Origin of the sequence: Pseudomonas sp. TH07 (assembly GCF_016651285.1) — a bacterium.
Taxonomy (GTDB): Bacteria; Pseudomonadota; Gammaproteobacteria; order Pseudomonadales; family Pseudomonadaceae; genus Aquipseudomonas.
Genome location: NZ_JAEKED010000001.1, coordinates 4,307,635 through 4,323,518, shown reverse-complemented (window position 1 = coordinate 4,323,518; position 15,884 = coordinate 4,307,635). Strand labels below are relative to the sequence as shown.

Sequence of the window (15,884 nt, the reverse complement as noted above, 5' to 3'; positions counted from 1 at the left end):
GGCGCCGGGCGCGATTACAGGCTGCGGTACTCCAGGGTCAGGTGCGCCAACTCGTGCACCGCGGCCAGGCGCTGGCGCAACGCCTCGGCACTCAGCGACGGCTGGGCCAGGACGCTGACAATGGCCGCCCGCGCCTGGGGCCCGACCTGCCACACATGCAAATCGGTGATGCTGGCGTCCCCGCTCGACTCCACCAATTGCCGAATCTCTGCGGCCACCTGCTCGTCGCTGGCGTCGAGCAGCACGGCGGCGCTGATCTTCATCAGGCTGTAGGCCCAGCGGGCGATCACCACCGCGCCGACGAGGCCCATCAGCGGGTCGAGCCAGACCCAACCCAGGTAACTCCCCGCAAGCAACGCGGCAATCGCCAGCACCGAAGTCAGGGCATCGGCCAGCACATGCACATAGGCCGAACGCAGGTTGTTGTCGTGATGGGCGTGGGCGTGTTCATGGGGATGGTCATGGGCATGTTCATGCCCGTTTCCGTGCTCCGCGTGCTGCCCATGCCCATGATGGGTGTGATGGCCGCCCAGCAGCCAGGCGCTGAGGATATTCACCGCCAGCCCCGCCACCGCAATCAGTGTGGCCTCGGTAAAGGCCACCTGGGTCGGCTGGAACAGGCGCAGCAGCGACTCGGCAGCAATGCCCAGCGCCACCAGGCCCAGGATCATCGCCGAGGCAAAGCCTGCCAGGTCGCCGACCTTGCCGGTGCCGAAACTGAAACGCGCGCTGCCTGCATGGCGTCGGGCATAGCCGTAGGCCGCCGCCGCAATGCCCAGGGCGCCAGCGTGGGTCGCCATGTGCAGGCCATCGGCCAACAGGGCCATGGAGCCGGTGATATAGCCGGCGGCAATTTCGCCGACCATCATCACCAGGGTCAGCGCCACCACCCACAGGGTGCGGCGCGCGTTATCGTCGTGGCCGGCGCCGAGAAACAGGTGAGGATGAGAAAAATGCCGGGCTTGGGCTGCAATGCTCATGCGGGAGTCCCCTGTCAGGAATAGCGGCGGATGGCTTCGAGCAACTCGTCGACGCCCTTGGCCCGCTCTGCATCGCTGAGCTCGGGGTTGGCCACATGCTCCAGGGCATGGGCCTCGATGATCTCGCCCATCAACCCATTGATGGCGCCACGGGTCGCGGCCACCAGGTGCAGGGTCTTGGCGCATTCGGCGCCGGACTCCAGCGCCCGTTCCACGGCCTGGACCTGCCCGAGAATGCGCCGGACCCGTTTCAGCAGTTCATCTTTCTGTGCATGCGTGTGCGACATACCTATACCCCCTACCCCTATGTGGCGAGCATCTTCACCCCTGGCCGGCCAGCCTGGCAAGCATGTCGCCAAACATTTGGATAGGTGGCAACGCCTGCCCGTTATAGAGCAGCACGGCAATGGCAGGGTGGTCCACGGGCAATAGCCGCCCGGGCCACGGGTGGAGGTAACTGCGAATCGGATCAGTCGTCGCGGGTCAGCACTTCCAGCAATTCGATCTCGAAGATCAGATTGGAATGGGGCTTGATATGGGCCCCCATGGAGCGTTCACCGTAGGCCAGGTGCGCCGGTACCAGCAGCTTGCGCTGGCCGCCGACTTTCATCCCCATCAGGCCCTGGTCCCAGCCCTTGATCACCCGCCCGGTACCAATCACGCACTGGAATGGCTTGCCGCGCTCGTAGGAGGAATCGAAGCTCGTGCCATCTTCCAGAAAGCCCCGGTACTGGGTGGTGATCAACGCCCCCTTGACCACGGCCTTGCCGTCGCCCAACTGGGTATCGATCACCTGTAATTGGTCGCTCATCTGCTCGTTCATCATTGCCCCTCGTTCAACGCTCCCCGCCGCCGGGGAATGCGCGCAGGGTTTTCGCAGAATTGCTCGCGCTTGGCAAACCCCGCGACGCGCTGGCGACGTCCGGCCAGTGCCTCAGCGCTTGACCGGCGCCATGTCGAGGATCTTGCCGCTGGTGATTTCCACCAGCACGTATTGGTCCTTGATTTGCACCCACTGGCTTTGCTCCTGGGGTGCCTTCAGGCCTTTTTTCTTCCAGTCGTGGAGGGCCGAAACCTCACGCTGATACAGGTCCGGGGCACGGTCGCCGACCACCAGCTCGCGCCCGTTGAAGGTCGAGGACACGCTTTTATCGGCAGCCTCCTGGGCCTGGGCCAGGGGCACCATGGCAGACAGGCAGGCGGTCAGGGACAGGCAGGCAATCAGTGGTTTGACGATCATGAGGCACTCCAGAATTCAAGGCATACCCTGGGTCGGACCGCGGCGCGGGGAAATCATTCACAGCCCTTGCCGATGGACGTCGGGGCCAGCGCTCCGACGGCAAAAAAGCGATCCCCAGGCGACCAACGCGGCGCGTGAAGAGAAAAAATTCGGTTACCATGCGCCCCACAAAAACCACCTGGATAAGGACATCACCATGGCTATTTCCACCCTCGTCGCCCTGGCCATTCTGGCCGTGCTGGTGATTGGTGCCATCAGCATCTACAACACCCTGGTCAACCGCCGCAATCGCTATCAGAACGCCTTCGCCCAGATCGAAGTCCAGCTCAAACGCCGCTATGACCTGATCCCCAACCTGGTGGAAACCGCCAAGGGCTATCTCCAGCACGAGCGCGAAACCCTCGAAGCGGTGATCGCCGCGCGCAACACCGCCCTCGCCGGCCTCAAGGCGGTCGCGGCGCAACCGGGCAGCGCCCAGAGCATGGCGCAACTGGGCCAGGCCGAAGGGGCCCTGACCAGCGCCATGGGCCGCCTGAACGTGACCATGGAAGCCTACCCGGACCTCAAGGCCTCGCAGAACATGCAGCAATTGAGCGAAGAGCTGAGCAGCACCGAAAACAAACTGGCCTTCGCCCGCCAGGCCTACAACGACTCGGTCATGGCCTACAACAGCTATCGCCAGAGCTTCCCGCCGGTGCTGCTGGCCGGGGTCCTGGGCCATGGCAGCGACGCCAGCCTGCTGGAATTCGCCGACAGCGCGGCGATCCAGCAAGCGCCCAAGGTTGCGTTCTAACCCGCTTTCACCACGGACGGTCCGATGAATTTTTTTGAACACCAGGCCCGTGCCAAACGGCGCACCCTGCAGCTGGTACTGCTGATGACCCTGGCGGTGATCTCGCTGATCGCCGTCACCAGCGTGGTGCTGATCGTGGGTATGCAGCAGCTCCAGCAGGAAATGAAAATCGAGGCAGGCATCAACTGGCAAATGGTGCCGAGCATCGCCGCTCTGGTACTGGTGGTGGTCATCGGTGCCAGCCTGAGCAAGCACGCGCAATTGCGCGCCGGCGGCAAGGTGGTGGCCGAGCGGCTCGGCGGCCGCTTGATCAACCTCGAACCCCGGGGGCTGGAGGAGCAGCGACTGCTTAACGTGGTCGAAGAAATGGCCCTGGCGTCCGGCACCGCAGTGCCCCAGGTGTACGTGCTGCCGGATGCCGGGATCAACGCCTTCGCCGCCGGGCTCACGCCCCAGGACGCTGTGGTCGGGGTCACCCACGGGGCGATCATGGTCCTCAACCGCGATGAATTGCAGGGGGTCATCGCCCATGAATTCAGCCACATCTATAACGGCGACATGCGCCTCAATACCCGGCTGGTGGCGATCGTCCACGGCATCCTGGTGATCGGCCTGGTGGGCAATGTGATTGCCAGCGGCTCCAGCGCTCTCAATAGCAAGTCCGGGCGCAACCAGGCCGGGACCGTGGGATTGTTTATCGGCATGGCCCTGGTCCTGCTGGGGTCGGTGGGCACGTTTTTCGGCAATCGGATCAAGGGCGCCATCAGCCGCGAACGCGAGTTCCTCGCCGACGCCTCGGCTGTGCAGTTCACCCGCAACCCGACCGGCATCCTCGGCGCCCTGAAAAAGATCGGCGGCTACTCCGCCAGCTCCAAACTGGACGCCGCCCACGCCGCCGAATTCAGCCATCTCTACTTCAGCGAAGGCGCGACGCTATCGGCCAGCGGTGGCTCGGCGACCCACCCACCCCTGGGCGAACGCATTCGCCGGATCGAGCCGAGCTGGGACGGCAACTTCCCCAGCGTGGCCCTGGTCGAGCTGCCCGCCGCCAGCGGCAGCAGCGACCTCGATTTTTCCGAAGTGCTCAGCTCCCTGCCCAGCGTCGCCCCTGCGCCGGCGGCACTGGTGTTTGACCTGGCCGCCGTGCAGGCCTCGATTGCCACCATCGGCGCGCCGCAACAGGGCCACCTGCACGCGGCGCAACAGACCCTGGCCAGCCTCGACCCACGGCTCAAGGACAGCGCCCGCAGCAGCACCGGGGCCCAGGCCCTGGTCTACGGCCTGCTGCTGTCGCCAATCGCAACGGTCCGCGACCTGCAACGGCAACAGCTGGCCGGCAGCACCGACGCTGCGCTACGGGGCGCCGTCGACTCCCTGAGCCCGGCTCTGGAGCAGCTTGATCCGGGCCTGCGCCTGCCATTGCTGGACCTGGTCATCCCGGCCCTCAAGCAACTGGACAAGGGCGCACTGCAGGTCTTCATGGACAACCTCCGGCACCTGATCGAGGCTGACGACAAGGTCGAGCTGCTGGAGTGGACCCTGTTGCGCATCGTGCAGCGCAATGTCGAAGGCCTGCCGGCCGCCGAGTCCAAATGGACCCTGGCCCAGTGCAGCGCTGAACTGGCGGTATTGCTCGGGGCCCTGGCCAACGCCGGCCAGGCCGACCCGGAGCAGGCACGCCTGGCCCTGACCTGCGCCTGGGGCGGGCTGCCATTCGAGCGCCCGCAAGCAACTGAAACCGACCTTGAACACCTGGACCAGGCCCTGCTCCGCCTGCGCCAGCTGACACTGGAACAACGCCCGACGCTGCTCGGCGCCATGGCCCGCTGCATCGGATACGACGGCGAAGTGACAGTGGCCGAAGCCGAGCTGATGCGCGCGGTGGCCGACCTGCTGGATTGCCCGATGCCACCCCTGCTCGCCCAGGCCCCGGCGCCCCATACTGCCGCTGCCCCCAGGCCACGGCGTGAGCGCCCACCACTGCCGCACCTCCGGTGCCGAACGCCAGGCCCTCGACCTGCAACGACTGCGCAGCCTGATCGGCAAACGCCTGGCCGGGCTGGACAACGAGCGCTATTTTTTTGCTGGCGAGCGGGTCATGGATGACTGCGGCGACCTGCAATGGCGCTGCAGCGATGCCAGCCTGCTGTCGATGTTCCTGCTCAGCGACGGCGAAAGCGTCGGCACCGACCACCAGCCCCTGCACCTGACGCCCGCCTTCGAGCTGGACCCGGGGCAACGCTGCGAATGGCGCGCCGAAGACCTGCTGGCCACCCTCGGCGCCGGCCATCTGGCGGGTCAACTGATCACCGATGTCGCCGCGCTGTTCGATACATGGCCGCACCTGGACACAAGCATTCTCAGCGGCTTCATGGTCTGCTTTGAACACGGCGACTTCCTGGTCTATTACAACCAGGGCGACAACGCGTTGGCCCTGCTGAACCGCCTGCCGCCGGCGGCCGCCGAATTCACCAGTACCTGGCGCAGCCAGTTGTGACGCCAGCGGCCATCGATCGGTCGTAACCTTATCCCCCTATCCTGGGTCGCACCCTGCTGGCCAAGGTCAACCAGCGCTGCCCATCCCCCGGAGTAAGCCCATGCCCCATGAAGGCAACCTGTTACAAGCCGCCGTCGTGTTTCTGTTCGCGGCGGTGCTGACCGTGCCCCTGGCCAAGCGCCTGCAACTGGGGGCGGTCCTGGGCTATCTGTTTGCCGGGGTGATCATCGGCCCGTCGGTGCTGGGGCTGATCGGCAACCCTCAGAGCGTCAGCCACATTTCCGAACTCGGGGTGGTGCTGCTGCTGTTCATCATTGGCCTGGAGCTGTCGCCGCGACGGCTATGGGTGATGCGCAAGGCGGTGTTCGGCGTCGGCCTGGCCCAGGTGCTGCTGACCGGGGTGGTGATCGGCAGCATGGCCCTGCTGGTGTTCGGCCAACCTCTGAACAGCGCCATCGTCCTCGGCCTGGGGCTGGCGTTGTCCTCCACCGCCTTCGGCCTGCAAAGCCTGGCCGAACGCAAGGAACTCAACAGCCCCCACGGGCGCCTGGCGTTTGCCATTCTGCTGTTCCAGGACATTGCCGCCATCCCGCTGATCGCCCTGGTACCGGCTCTGGCCGGCGGCGACCACCACACCAGCACCGCCCAGGACATCACCCACGGCCTGCAGGTGCTGGGCAGCATTGCAGTTGTGGTGGTTGGCGGGCGTTATCTGCTGCGCCCGGTGTTTCGCGTGGTGGCCGCCACCGGGCTGCCCGAGGTGTCCACCGCCACCGCGCTGCTGGTGGTCATCGGCACCGCCTGGTTGATGGACCTGGCCGGGGTGTCCATGGCCCTGGGCGCGTTCCTCGCCGGCCTGCTGCTGGCCGACTCGGAATACCGCCACGAACTGGAAGCCCAGATCGAACCGTTCAAAGGCTTGCTGCTGGGGCTGTTTTTCATCAGCGTCGGCATGGGGGCCAATATCAGCCTGCTGTTCAGCGCACCGCTGGCGGTGCTCGGGCTGACCCTGTTGCTGATCGGCCTCAAGCTGCCGTTGCTGTACGTGGTCGGGCGCCTGGCCGGGGGGCTCGGGCGCTTGAGCGCCGTGCGCCTGGGGGTGGTGCTGGCGGCGGGCGGCGAATTTGCGTTCGTGGTGTTCAAGATCGGCCGTGACCAGGGCCTGTTCGAGGCGCGGCTGTATGACCTGCTGGTGCTGACCATTACCTTGTCGATGGCCATGACCCCGTTGCTGTTGCTGGCCTGCTCGCGCCTGCTGGTGCCCAAGAGCAAGCCGGTGGAAGTCCCGGCGCACCTGCGGGACATCGACAGCGACGCGCCGCGGGTGGTGATCGCCGGCATGGGCCGCATGGGGCAAATTGTGGCGCGGATTCTCAAGGCGCAGAAAGTGCCGTTCGTGGCCCTCGACACCTCGGTGGAAACCATCGAACTGACCCGCAGTTTCGGCGGTATGCCGGTGTTCTACGGCGACCCGATGCGCCCCGAGATCCTCAATGCGGCCAAGGTCGGCGAGGCCGAGTTTTTCGTGATCGCCACCGATGACCCGGACACCAACATCCAGACCGCCGCCCTGGTGCGCAAGCTGTACCCGCACATGAAAATCATCGCCCGTGCCCGCAACCGCCAGCACGTGCACAAGCTGGTGGATCTGGGCGCCGAAGCGGTGCGCGAAACCTATTATTCGAGCCTGGAAATGAGCCGGCGGACCCTGGTCGGCCTCGGCTTGAGCCAGGCCCAGGCCGACTCGCGCATCCAGCGTTTCACCCGCCACGACGAACAAGTGCTGCAAGCCCAGCACGCGGTGTACGACGACGCGGCCAAGGTACTGCAGACCGCCCAGGAGGCGCGCAATGAACTGGCACGGCTGTTCGCCGCCGACCAGTTGGACGAGCAGGTCGAAAGCCCATTGCCGCCACCGCGTTAAACGCCCTGGCGTTGACTCCCGGGCAGCGCGGTGTCCGGGTTTGCAAGGGCTACGCCGCGCCACCTCTCCCAGCCTGCGGCTCCTGACATAAACTGTCAGGGCCCTGCTGTAGAGTGTTCGCGCCCTGCCACTGACTGGATCTGCCGATGACCACTGCCGAGCAAAGCGCACCTGCGCTGAAGGAAATCTTCAACCAGCAACGCCTGGAACATATCGCCGACGAAATGCTGGCGGTGTATCCGGGGTTCGATCGCCGGGGGTTTCTCAAGCACGCGAGCCAGGGCCTGGCCGAGTTATCGGTGATGCAGCGCCTGGCCCGGGTCAGTGACAGCCTGCACAGCGTGCTGGCGCTGGACTACGAAACCAGCCTGGGGTTGCTGGAAGCCCTGGCGCCGCGCCTGGACAGCCGGTTTGTGTGCATGTTCCTGCCGCACTACGTGGCCAGTCATGGCACCCATGCCTTCGAGCGCTCGATGCAGGCGTTGAAGTTTTTCACCGGGTTCGGCTCCTCGGAATTTGCCATACGGCCTTTTCTGCGCAGCGACCCGCAGCGCACCCTGGCGTTGATGCAGCAGTGGGCGCTGGACCCGGATGAGCATGTGCGGCGCCTGGCCAGTGAAGGCAGCCGCCCGCGCCTGCCCTGGTCCTTTCGCCTGGAGCAGATCCAGGCCGACCCGACGCTGGCCGCGCCGATCCTCGACGCGCTCAAGGCCGACCCCAGCCTGTACGTGCGCAAATCGGTGGCCAACCACCTCAATGACATCACCAAGGATCACCCGAGCTGGGTCCTGGACCTGATCGAAGGCTGGCCCCTGGACAACCGCCACACCGCGTGGATTGCCCGGCATGCCCTGCGCAGCCTGATCAAGCAGGGCGACCGCCGGGCCCTGGCAATCATCGGCGCCGGTGCCCGGGCCGAGGTCGAGCTGCTGGACCTGCGGATCGAACCGCCGACCATTCGCTTGGGGGAGCGGGTGAATCTGTCCTTCACCCTGGCCTCGACGGCTGCCGCCAGCCAGAAGCTGGTGGTCGACTACGCCATCGATTACGTCAAGGCCTCGGGCGCCACGTCGGCCAAGGTGTTCAAGCTCAAGGCGCTGACCCTCGCCGCCCACGCCCGTGAAACCTTGAGCCGCGCCCAGCACATCCGCGAACTGAGCACCCGCCGGCATTACGCCGGCAGCCACCGGGTGCACATCCTGGTCAATGGCGAATGCCTGGGCAGCACGCAATTTGAGTTGTTGGGGGAGGATTGAGCTGTGCGAGAACGTACGAACACCTGACACTCTGCGGCGTTTTAGAGGGCCAGCCAGCCTCGCGGGCTCGGCAGCGGCTACAGAGGTGGGGGCCAGGCGCGACGCAAGCGGTCAAAGGCGGGGTTGCCGGTGCGACGCGAGGGCACCGACTCCAGCGCCAAAGGGTGCAGGGTGCGCTTGACCATAGAGGTCGCCAGTTCCTGGCACGGCCCCGCCTCGGGAAAGTTGCGCTCCAGGGTTGCAACCCGGTACCCGGCTCTTCGATCCCACTGGCTGAAGCGGACCACGGTACTCCCCTCGATAATCACCGCGCCTTCCCTGCGCTCATCATCAACAAAATAAAACTCCAGGGTGCCCTGGTTCGGTTGCTCCAGCCCCCTGAGCCGTAGGTAGCATGCCAGCAGCGAAGTCAGGCGCAAGCCCTTGCCCAGTTCCACGCCGGGGCCAAGGCGGCGCTCGGCATCAAAGTAGACCTTCAACAGCACACCCAGCTCACGACCCTTGCGGGTGAGCACCGCCGGCTTTTCGTAAAGATGAAACTCCAGGGGTTCCCCCACCCGATCAAAGCCCTGGGCAAGCAGCTGTGCCGGGCTCAGCGCGGCAAGCTTCAGCAACCCGGGGCCAGCGTCGAAGGCCCCTTGCACCAGGCCGGCGAACAGCGATTCAAACTCCATCTCAAGCCCCCTGTGCCAGGGTCATGGGCCGAGCCTCGCGTGCGGCCCCGGCGTCGACACTCGACATCGCGCCCGAGTCGGCTCGGCAGACCCGGAACCCGCCCGCCCTCTCAAGGCGATCGGGCAAGCCGCGATGACGACTCATCCGCCATCCGCCGAGAGTTCCACCAGGTTGTCGTCACTCTCACCGCAGCCAAACCCGACAATCGAGTCACCCGTCCAGTGCACCTCGGTCATCGCCACGCAACTGTTGTAGAACTGCCCCTCCAGAGTCCCGTCGGCCCTGAACACCCGTACATAGCCACCGGTGTTGTACAACGACTGCGCGCCATCACCGGGCATGCCGATGCTGGGGATCCAGCGGCTCCAGCTGAACAGCCGGTACTTCTGGTAGTAGAACGCCTTGTTCGGGCTGTAGTCCGGCTTCTGATAGGTGTAGCCGTAATAGAAGGCGTAGTACCCCTGAAACGCCAGGAACACAGCGACCACGGCGCAGAGAATGCGGGTGCGTTTTTTCATCGAGCAGGTAAGTCCTTTTACAGAAAATGACTGGGCCTAAGCCCTGGGTACACCGAGCATGCGCAAGCAGGATTGGATGATGACGTCGGCTAGGGCCTGGCTGTCACCTTGACGGGCGGCGATCACATCGTCAGTGGCGCCATGCACCCCGGCATAGATCAGCGAGGCCACGATGCCGGGGTGCGACAGCGACCAGGTGCCGGCCTGCTGCCCACCTTCAAGGATGCCCTGCAGTTGGGCGAGGATCGCGCCCTTGTCCGGGTTGTCGCGGTCATGGTGGTGATGGTTGGTGTAGACGATGTCGTGAATCCGGTAGGTCGCCAGGTACGTGTCGACGCTGGCGCGGATCCAGCTCGACAGGCGTGCCACCCAATCGTCGGCGGCGCAGGCCTCGACCGCCTGCTCCAGGCGCTGGAGAAAATGCGCGGTGTAGCGCTCGCCAAGGGCCACCAGCATCTCGTTCTTCGAAGCAAAGTAGTGATAGAAGGTGCCCTTGGCGACCTGGGCCCGCTCGACGATTTCACTGATGGTGGTGGCTTCCACACCCTGGCTCAGGAACAGGCTTTCGGCGGCTGCCATCAGTTCGTCCAGGCGCACTTCGGCAGGTTTGGTTCGGGGGCGCGGCAGGTCTGGCGCCTGCTGTTCATCCCTGGTGCGTTTCACGGTCATCGGCGGGTCCGGCCTGGCAGACAAAGGTCGACAGTTTAGGGGAATCGCCGTGCGCTAGCGACAGCAGCGCACTTCATAATCCATTGACCGACGGTCAGTCGACTACTTATGATGCCTCCACTCACTTCCCTTCCCCCCCCTCCGGGAGTTGTCTCATGCAGCGTTATCGCCGCCCGGCCCTGGTGGCCGCCGCCTACCTCGGCACCTTCCTCGCGACACTGGATATCAGCATCGTCAACGTTGCCCTGCCGACCTTGCAGCACGCGCTGAACACCGACCTTGCCGGGTTGCAGTGGGTGGTCAATGCCTACGCCATCTGCCTGTCGGCCTTCATGCTGTCGGCCGGCCCCCTGGGCGATCGCTACGGTCACAAGCGCTGCTGGCTGATCGGCGTGGGGTTGTTCAGCATTGGCTCGGCACTCTGCGCCTGGGCCGGCGACCTGCCGCAATTGCTGGCCGGACGCGCAGTGCAAGGGCTGGCCGGGGCGCTACTGATCCCCGGGGCGATGCCGATTCTCAGCCATGCTTTCCCCGACCCGAAGCAACGCGCCCACGTGATTGGCGGCTGGTCGGCGTTCACTGCCATGGCCCTGATCCTGGGGCCGCTGGTGGGCGGCGTGCTGCTGGACTCGCTGGGCTGGCCGAGCATTTTCCTGATCAACCTGCCGCTCGGCTTGCTGGCCATCGTCCTGGGTGCCTGGGGCATCAGCGAACGCAAACACCCCGAGCACGCAGCACTCGATCCAGCCGGCCAGGTGCTCAGCGTGCTATGGCTGGGGGCGCTGACCTATGGCCTGATCGTCGCCGGCGATGAGGGCTTCAGCGGACCCACAGCCCTCACGGCCCTGGTCCTGGCTGGCGTGCTGCTGGTGCTGTTTGTGCTGGTGGAGCGCCGGGTCAAACGCCCTCTGGTGCCGGTGCAACTGCTGCGCCAGGGCCCGTTTGCCGTGGCCAACCTGGCCTCGTTCATGCTGGGGTTCTCCAGCTACAGCAGCCTGTTTTTCTTTTCGATTTTCCTGCAGCAGATCCAGGGCTGGTCGGCCTCGGAAACCGGGGTGCGCATGCTCCCGCAATTTATCGTCACCGGTTGTGTGTCGATGCTTTTCGGCCGCCTGGCGGGGCGCCTGCCGGTGCCGCAATTGATGATCATCGGCTATGGCCTGATTGGCCTGTCGATGTGCGCCATGAGCAGCTTCGACGCTCACACGCCCTACGGGTGGGTGGGCTCGCTGTTTGCGGTATTGGGCCTGGGCATGGGCCTGGCGGTCCCGGCGACCGGGCTCAGCGTGATGGCCACGGCGCCAGCGGAACGCGCGGGGATCGCCTCGGCCACCATGAACGCCCTGCGCCAGACCGGAATGAGCGTGGGCATTGCCCTGCTGGGTAGCCTGATGAGCGCCCAGGCGGTACGCCGGCTCAGTGAGTCGGCTCGGGCCAACGGCTTTACCGACGCCTTGCCGATGGCCCGGGCAGCGGTCAACCAGCACTATTTTCCCAGCCATTGCGGGTTGTTTGCCGAGCTCTACAGCAGCGCCATGAGCAGCGGATTTCGCCTGGCCATGCTGCTCGCCGGCGCCAGCAGCCTGATCGCCATGGGCCTGCTGCTGCACACCCACCGCCGCCAAGAACGACGTCCAACCTCCCCGTAGCCGCTGCGGCCAGGCACGGGCCGCGTGCGGACGCGGGCCCCAACCCGCGCCTCGACAACCCAGCGCCGCCGCTGGCCCATTCAGCGCAACCTCCAGGTCAAAACCGGCAGCAGAAAGTCTGTGATTTAAACCACACAGCCACCGAGCGAAAGCTACCCTTGCAGGGCAACGCAACGAATCAGGACGATTCACCACAACAAGAATCCACACGAGGTCATGGATGCTGCCTGCCTTTGATCAATACGACTACATCGTGGTCGGTGCCGGCCCTGCCGGCTGCCTGCTGGCCAATCGCCTGTCGGCCAACCCGCAACACCGGGTCCTGCTGCTGGAAGCCGGTGGGCGCGATAACTACGCCTGGATCCATATCCCCGTCGGCTATCTGTTCTGCATCGGCAACCCGCGCACCGACTGGTGCTTCAAGACCGAGGCCGAACCCGGCCTGCAAGGGCGCAGCCTGAGCTACCCACGGGGCAAAGTGCTGGGCGGCTGTTCATCGATCAACGGCATGATTTACATGCGCGGCCAGGCCGGTGACTACGATGGCTGGGCAGCCGACGGCAACCCGGGCTGGAGCTGGCAGGAGGTGCTGCCGCTGTTCAAGAAGAGCGAAAACCACTTCGCCGGGGCCTCGCCCTTGCACGGTGCCAGCGGTGAGTGGCGGGTCGAGCGCCAGCGCCTGTCGTGGCCGATACTCGACGCCTTTCGCGACGCCGCCGAGCAAAGCGGCATTCCTCGCATCGATGATTTCAACGGCGGCGACAATCAGGGCTGCGGCTACTTCCAGGTCAACCAGAAAGCCGGGGTGCGCTGGAACGCCGCCAAGGCCTTTCTCAAGCCGATTCGCCAGCGCCCCAACCTCACCGTGCTCACCGACATCGAGGTGGAACGGGTGCTGCTGGAAAACGGCCGTGCGGTGGCCGTCCGGGCACGATGCCAGGGCCGGCTGCACAACTTCAAGGCGCGCCGCGAGATCATCCTCTGCGCCGGTTCGATCGGTTCGCCGTGCATTCTCCAGCGCTCGGGCATTGGCCCCGCGCCGCTCCTGCAACGCCTCGGCCTGGGGGTGGCCCACGAGCTGCCCGGGGTCGGTGCCAACCTGCAGGATCACCTGCAACTGCGGCTGATCTACAAACTGGAAAACGCCCGCACCCTGAACCAGATCGCCGGCACGCTGTGGGGCAAGATGGGCATGGGCCTGCGCTACCTGTACGACCGCAGTGGCCCGCTGTCCATGGCCCCGAGCCAGCTTGGCGCGTTTGCCCGCTCCGGGCCGGAACAGACCTCGGCCAACCTCGAATACCACGTGCAACCGCTGTCCCTGGAGCGCTTCGGCGAACCGCTGCATGCCTTCCCGGCGTTCACCGCCTCGGTCTGCGACCTGCGCCCGCAGAGTCGCGGCCAGGTGGCAATCAGCTCCCTGGACGCCGGCGCGGCCCCCGTGATCCAGCCCAATTACCTGAGCCATCCGCACGACCTGCGAGTGGCCGCCGACGCCATCCGCCTGACCCGACGCATCGTCGCCGCTCCGGCCCTGCAAGCGTTCAAACCCAGCGAATACCTGCCCGGCGCCGAACTGCAAAGCCAGGAGCAACTGCAGGAAGCCGCGGCGCGCATCGGCACCACCATCTTCCATCCGGTGGGCACCTGCCGCATGGGCCAGGATCGCCAGGCGGTGGTGGATGCCGAACTGCGGGTGCATGGCATCCCGGGGCTGCGCGTCGCCGACGCCTCGATCATGCCGCGCATCACCTCGGGCAACACCTGTTCACCCACCCTGATGATTGCCGAAAAAGCCGCCGAGCTGATGCTGGCCCCGGCCACCCGGAACATCAGCCAACAGCCGCAACTTGCCTGACCCGTACCAGCGGCTGGCCGGCGAGCACGACCCGAAGCATGGAGCCCGGGCCGTGGAACAAATCGCCGGCACGCCGGCTCCTACCAAGAAGCTGTGACGCGCTAACCGCGCCGATACTGGCGTTGGCAGTGGAACAACAAAAATAATCACTGTGAGGGACACCTGTATGTCAGACCACGCTCAGCCCCTGAACCCGCCCCTGGCCGCCGCCACCGGCAAAGGCAGCCGCAAAGTCATCTTCGCCTCGTCCCTGGGGACGGTATTCGAGTGGTACGACTTTTTCCTGTATGGCGCCCTCGCGGCCGTCATCAGCAAGCAGTTCTTCGCCGGGGTCAACGACACTACGGCCTTTATCTTCGCGCTCATGGCGTTTGCCGCCGGCTTCGTGGTGCGCCCGTTCGGCGCGCTGGTGTTCGGGCGCCTGGGGGACATGATCGGGCGCAAATACACCTTCCTGGTCACCATCATCCTCATGGGGGTAGCGACCTTCGCCGTTGGCCTGCTCCCGACCTATTCGAGCATCGGCATCGCCGCGCCGATCATCCTGGTGCTGCTGCGCATGCTCCAGGGCCTGGCGCTGGGCGGTGAGTACGGCGGCGCCGCGACCTACGTCGCCGAGCACGCGCCAGCCGGCAAGCGCGGCTTTCACACCAGCTGGATTCAGTCCACCGCGACCCTCGGCCTGTTGCTGTCGCTGCTGGTGGTGCTGGGTTGCCGCTACTTCACCGGCGATCAGTTCGAAGTCTGGGGCTGGCGCCTGCCATTCCTGCTGTCGATCGTGCTGCTGGGGATTTCCACCTGGATCCGCATGAGCCTGCACGAGTCGCCGGCCTTCCTCAGAATGAAAGAGCAAGGCCGCGCCAGCAAGGCGCCGATCCGCGAATCCTTCGGCAAATGGGAAAACCTCAAGGTGGTGCTGATCGCCCTGTTCAGCATCAATGCCGGGCAAGCGGTGACCTTCTACGCCGCACAGTTCTACGTGCTGTTCTTCCTCACCCAGTTCCTCAAGATGGACCCGGCCCTGGCCAATATGCTGTTGATCATCAGCGTGGTGATCGGCGCGCCGTTCTTCATCTTTTTCGGCTGGCTGTCGGACAAGGTCGGACGCAAGCCGGTGCTGATGGTCGGCCTGCTGCTGGCCACTGCGCTGTACTTTCCGATCTTCAAATCCCTGGCGCACTACGCCAACCCGGCCATCGACCAGGCCAGCCGCCAGGCACCGATCAGCGTGATCGCCGATCCGGCCACCTGCACCTTCCAGTTCGACCCGGTGGGCAAGGCCAAATTCGACAGCCCGTGCGACAAGGTCAAGACCTTCCTGGTCAAGCAGGGCCTGCCCTATAGCAGCGTCGCCGCCCCGGCCGGGAGCCCGGTCCAGGTCAGCGTCGGTGAGTTGAAGCTCGACGGTTTCGACGAAGCGGCCCTGCGCGGCGCGGTGACCCTGGCCGGCTACCCGCAACAGGCTGACGCACAGAACGTCAACAAAACCATGGTGGTGGTGCTGATCGTGGCTCTGATCCTGATCGCGGCCATGTGCTACGGGCCGCTGGCGGCGCTGATGGTCGAGCTGTTTCCGACCCGCATCCGCTACACCTCCATGTCCCTGCCCTATCACATCGGCAACGGCTGGTTCGGCGGCTTCCTGCCCACTGTGTCCTTTGCCCTGGTGGTCTACACCGGCGATATTTTCTACGGCCTGTGGTACCCGGTGCTGGTCACCGGGGTCAGCCTGGTCGTAGGGCTGATCTGCCTGCGGGAAACCAAGGATGTCGATATCGACAATAACTGAGGCCGTTTTGACGCCGCACCGGGCCAGGAGAACCTT

14 protein-coding genes are annotated in these 15,884 nt (G+C 65.3%); 7 read left to right on the top strand and 7 right to left on the bottom strand.

What is annotated here, in order from left to right:
* Window positions 1-14: 14 nt before the first annotated feature.
* From dmeF to JFU57_RS20210, 4 genes are all read right to left on the bottom strand, one after another.
* Window positions 15-980 carry a CDF family Co(II)/Ni(II) efflux transporter DmeF gene (dmeF, locus tag JFU57_RS20225; RefSeq protein WP_201130561.1) on the bottom strand — a complete coding sequence of 322 codons (966 nt, stop codon included), beginning with the start codon at window positions 978-980 and terminating at the stop codon, window positions 15-17.
* Between the two features lie 14 nt (window positions 981-994).
* Entirely contained in the window at window positions 995-1,267 is a 273-nt protein-coding gene (locus tag JFU57_RS20220; protein WP_020298789.1) for a metal/formaldehyde-sensitive transcriptional repressor, read from the bottom strand.
* 182 nt (window positions 1,268-1,449) lie between these two features.
* Window positions 1,450-1,791: an FKBP-type peptidyl-prolyl cis-trans isomerase gene (locus JFU57_RS20215; RefSeq protein ID WP_078472728.1), complete on the bottom strand. Its 342-nt coding sequence runs from the start codon at window positions 1,789-1,791 to the stop codon at window positions 1,450-1,452.
* Between the two features lie 123 nt (window positions 1,792-1,914).
* Complete coding sequence (locus tag JFU57_RS20210; RefSeq protein WP_201130560.1) at window positions 1,915-2,220, bottom strand: RcnB family protein; 306 nt, start codon at window positions 2,218-2,220, stop codon at window positions 1,915-1,917.
* A 196-nt stretch (window positions 2,221-2,416) separates the two neighbouring features.
* On the opposite strand from JFU57_RS20210, the gene JFU57_RS20205 reads away from it, so the two are divergent.
* The 4 genes from JFU57_RS20205 (at window position 2,417) to JFU57_RS20185 (ending at window position 8,690) form a co-directional block, all read left to right on the top strand.
* Window positions 2,417-3,013, top strand: a complete 597-nt coding sequence (locus JFU57_RS20205) for a LemA family protein (RefSeq protein ID WP_020298791.1) — start codon at window positions 2,417-2,419, stop codon at window positions 3,011-3,013.
* A gap of 24 nt (window positions 3,014-3,037) precedes the next feature.
* The gene (locus JFU57_RS20200; protein ID WP_242487446.1) at window positions 3,038-5,119 is read left to right on the top strand and encodes a M48 family metallopeptidase; all 2,082 of its coding nucleotides are present in this window, start codon (window positions 3,038-3,040) and stop codon (window positions 5,117-5,119) included.
* Between the two features lie 491 nt (window positions 5,120-5,610).
* Window positions 5,611-7,434: a monovalent cation:proton antiporter-2 (CPA2) family protein gene (locus JFU57_RS20190; protein WP_201130558.1), complete on the top strand. Its 1,824-nt coding sequence runs from the start codon at window positions 5,611-5,613 to the stop codon at window positions 7,432-7,434.
* A 146-nt stretch (window positions 7,435-7,580) separates the two neighbouring features.
* On the top strand, window positions 7,581-8,690 hold the full coding sequence (locus tag JFU57_RS20185; protein WP_201130557.1) for a DNA alkylation repair protein: 1,110 nt from the start codon (window positions 7,581-7,583) through the stop codon (window positions 8,688-8,690).
* A gap of 77 nt (window positions 8,691-8,767) precedes the next feature.
* Here JFU57_RS20185 and JFU57_RS20180 read toward each other — a convergent pair whose 3' ends face one another.
* The 3 genes from JFU57_RS20180 to JFU57_RS20170 all read right to left on the bottom strand — a co-directional run bounded on the left by JFU57_RS20180 (window position 8,768) and on the right by JFU57_RS20170 (window position 10,552).
* Entirely contained in the window at window positions 8,768-9,364 is a 597-nt protein-coding gene (locus tag JFU57_RS20180) for a hypothetical protein (protein ID WP_201130556.1), read from the bottom strand.
* 141 nt (window positions 9,365-9,505) lie between these two features.
* Window positions 9,506-9,883: a hypothetical protein gene (locus JFU57_RS20175; RefSeq protein WP_078472526.1), complete on the bottom strand. Its 378-nt coding sequence runs from the start codon at window positions 9,881-9,883 to the stop codon at window positions 9,506-9,508.
* A gap of 36 nt (window positions 9,884-9,919) precedes the next feature.
* On the bottom strand, window positions 9,920-10,552 hold the full coding sequence (locus tag JFU57_RS20170; RefSeq protein ID WP_201130555.1) for a TetR/AcrR family transcriptional regulator: 633 nt from the start codon (window positions 10,550-10,552) through the stop codon (window positions 9,920-9,922).
* Between the two features lie 155 nt (window positions 10,553-10,707).
* Between JFU57_RS20170 and JFU57_RS20165 the strand changes: the two genes are divergently transcribed.
* From JFU57_RS20165 to JFU57_RS20155, 3 genes are all read left to right on the top strand, one after another.
* The gene (locus JFU57_RS20165) at window positions 10,708-12,201 is read left to right on the top strand and encodes an MFS transporter (RefSeq protein ID WP_201130554.1); all 1,494 of its coding nucleotides are present in this window, start codon (window positions 10,708-10,710) and stop codon (window positions 12,199-12,201) included.
* Window positions 12,202-12,421: 220 nt separating this feature from the next.
* Window positions 12,422-14,059, top strand: a complete 1,638-nt coding sequence (locus tag JFU57_RS20160; RefSeq protein WP_201130553.1) for a GMC family oxidoreductase — start codon at window positions 12,422-12,424, stop codon at window positions 14,057-14,059.
* A gap of 166 nt (window positions 14,060-14,225) precedes the next feature.
* Window positions 14,226-15,848: an MFS transporter gene (locus JFU57_RS20155; RefSeq protein ID WP_201130552.1), complete on the top strand. Its 1,623-nt coding sequence runs from the start codon at window positions 14,226-14,228 to the stop codon at window positions 15,846-15,848.
* Window positions 15,849-15,884 lie beyond the last annotated feature (36 nt).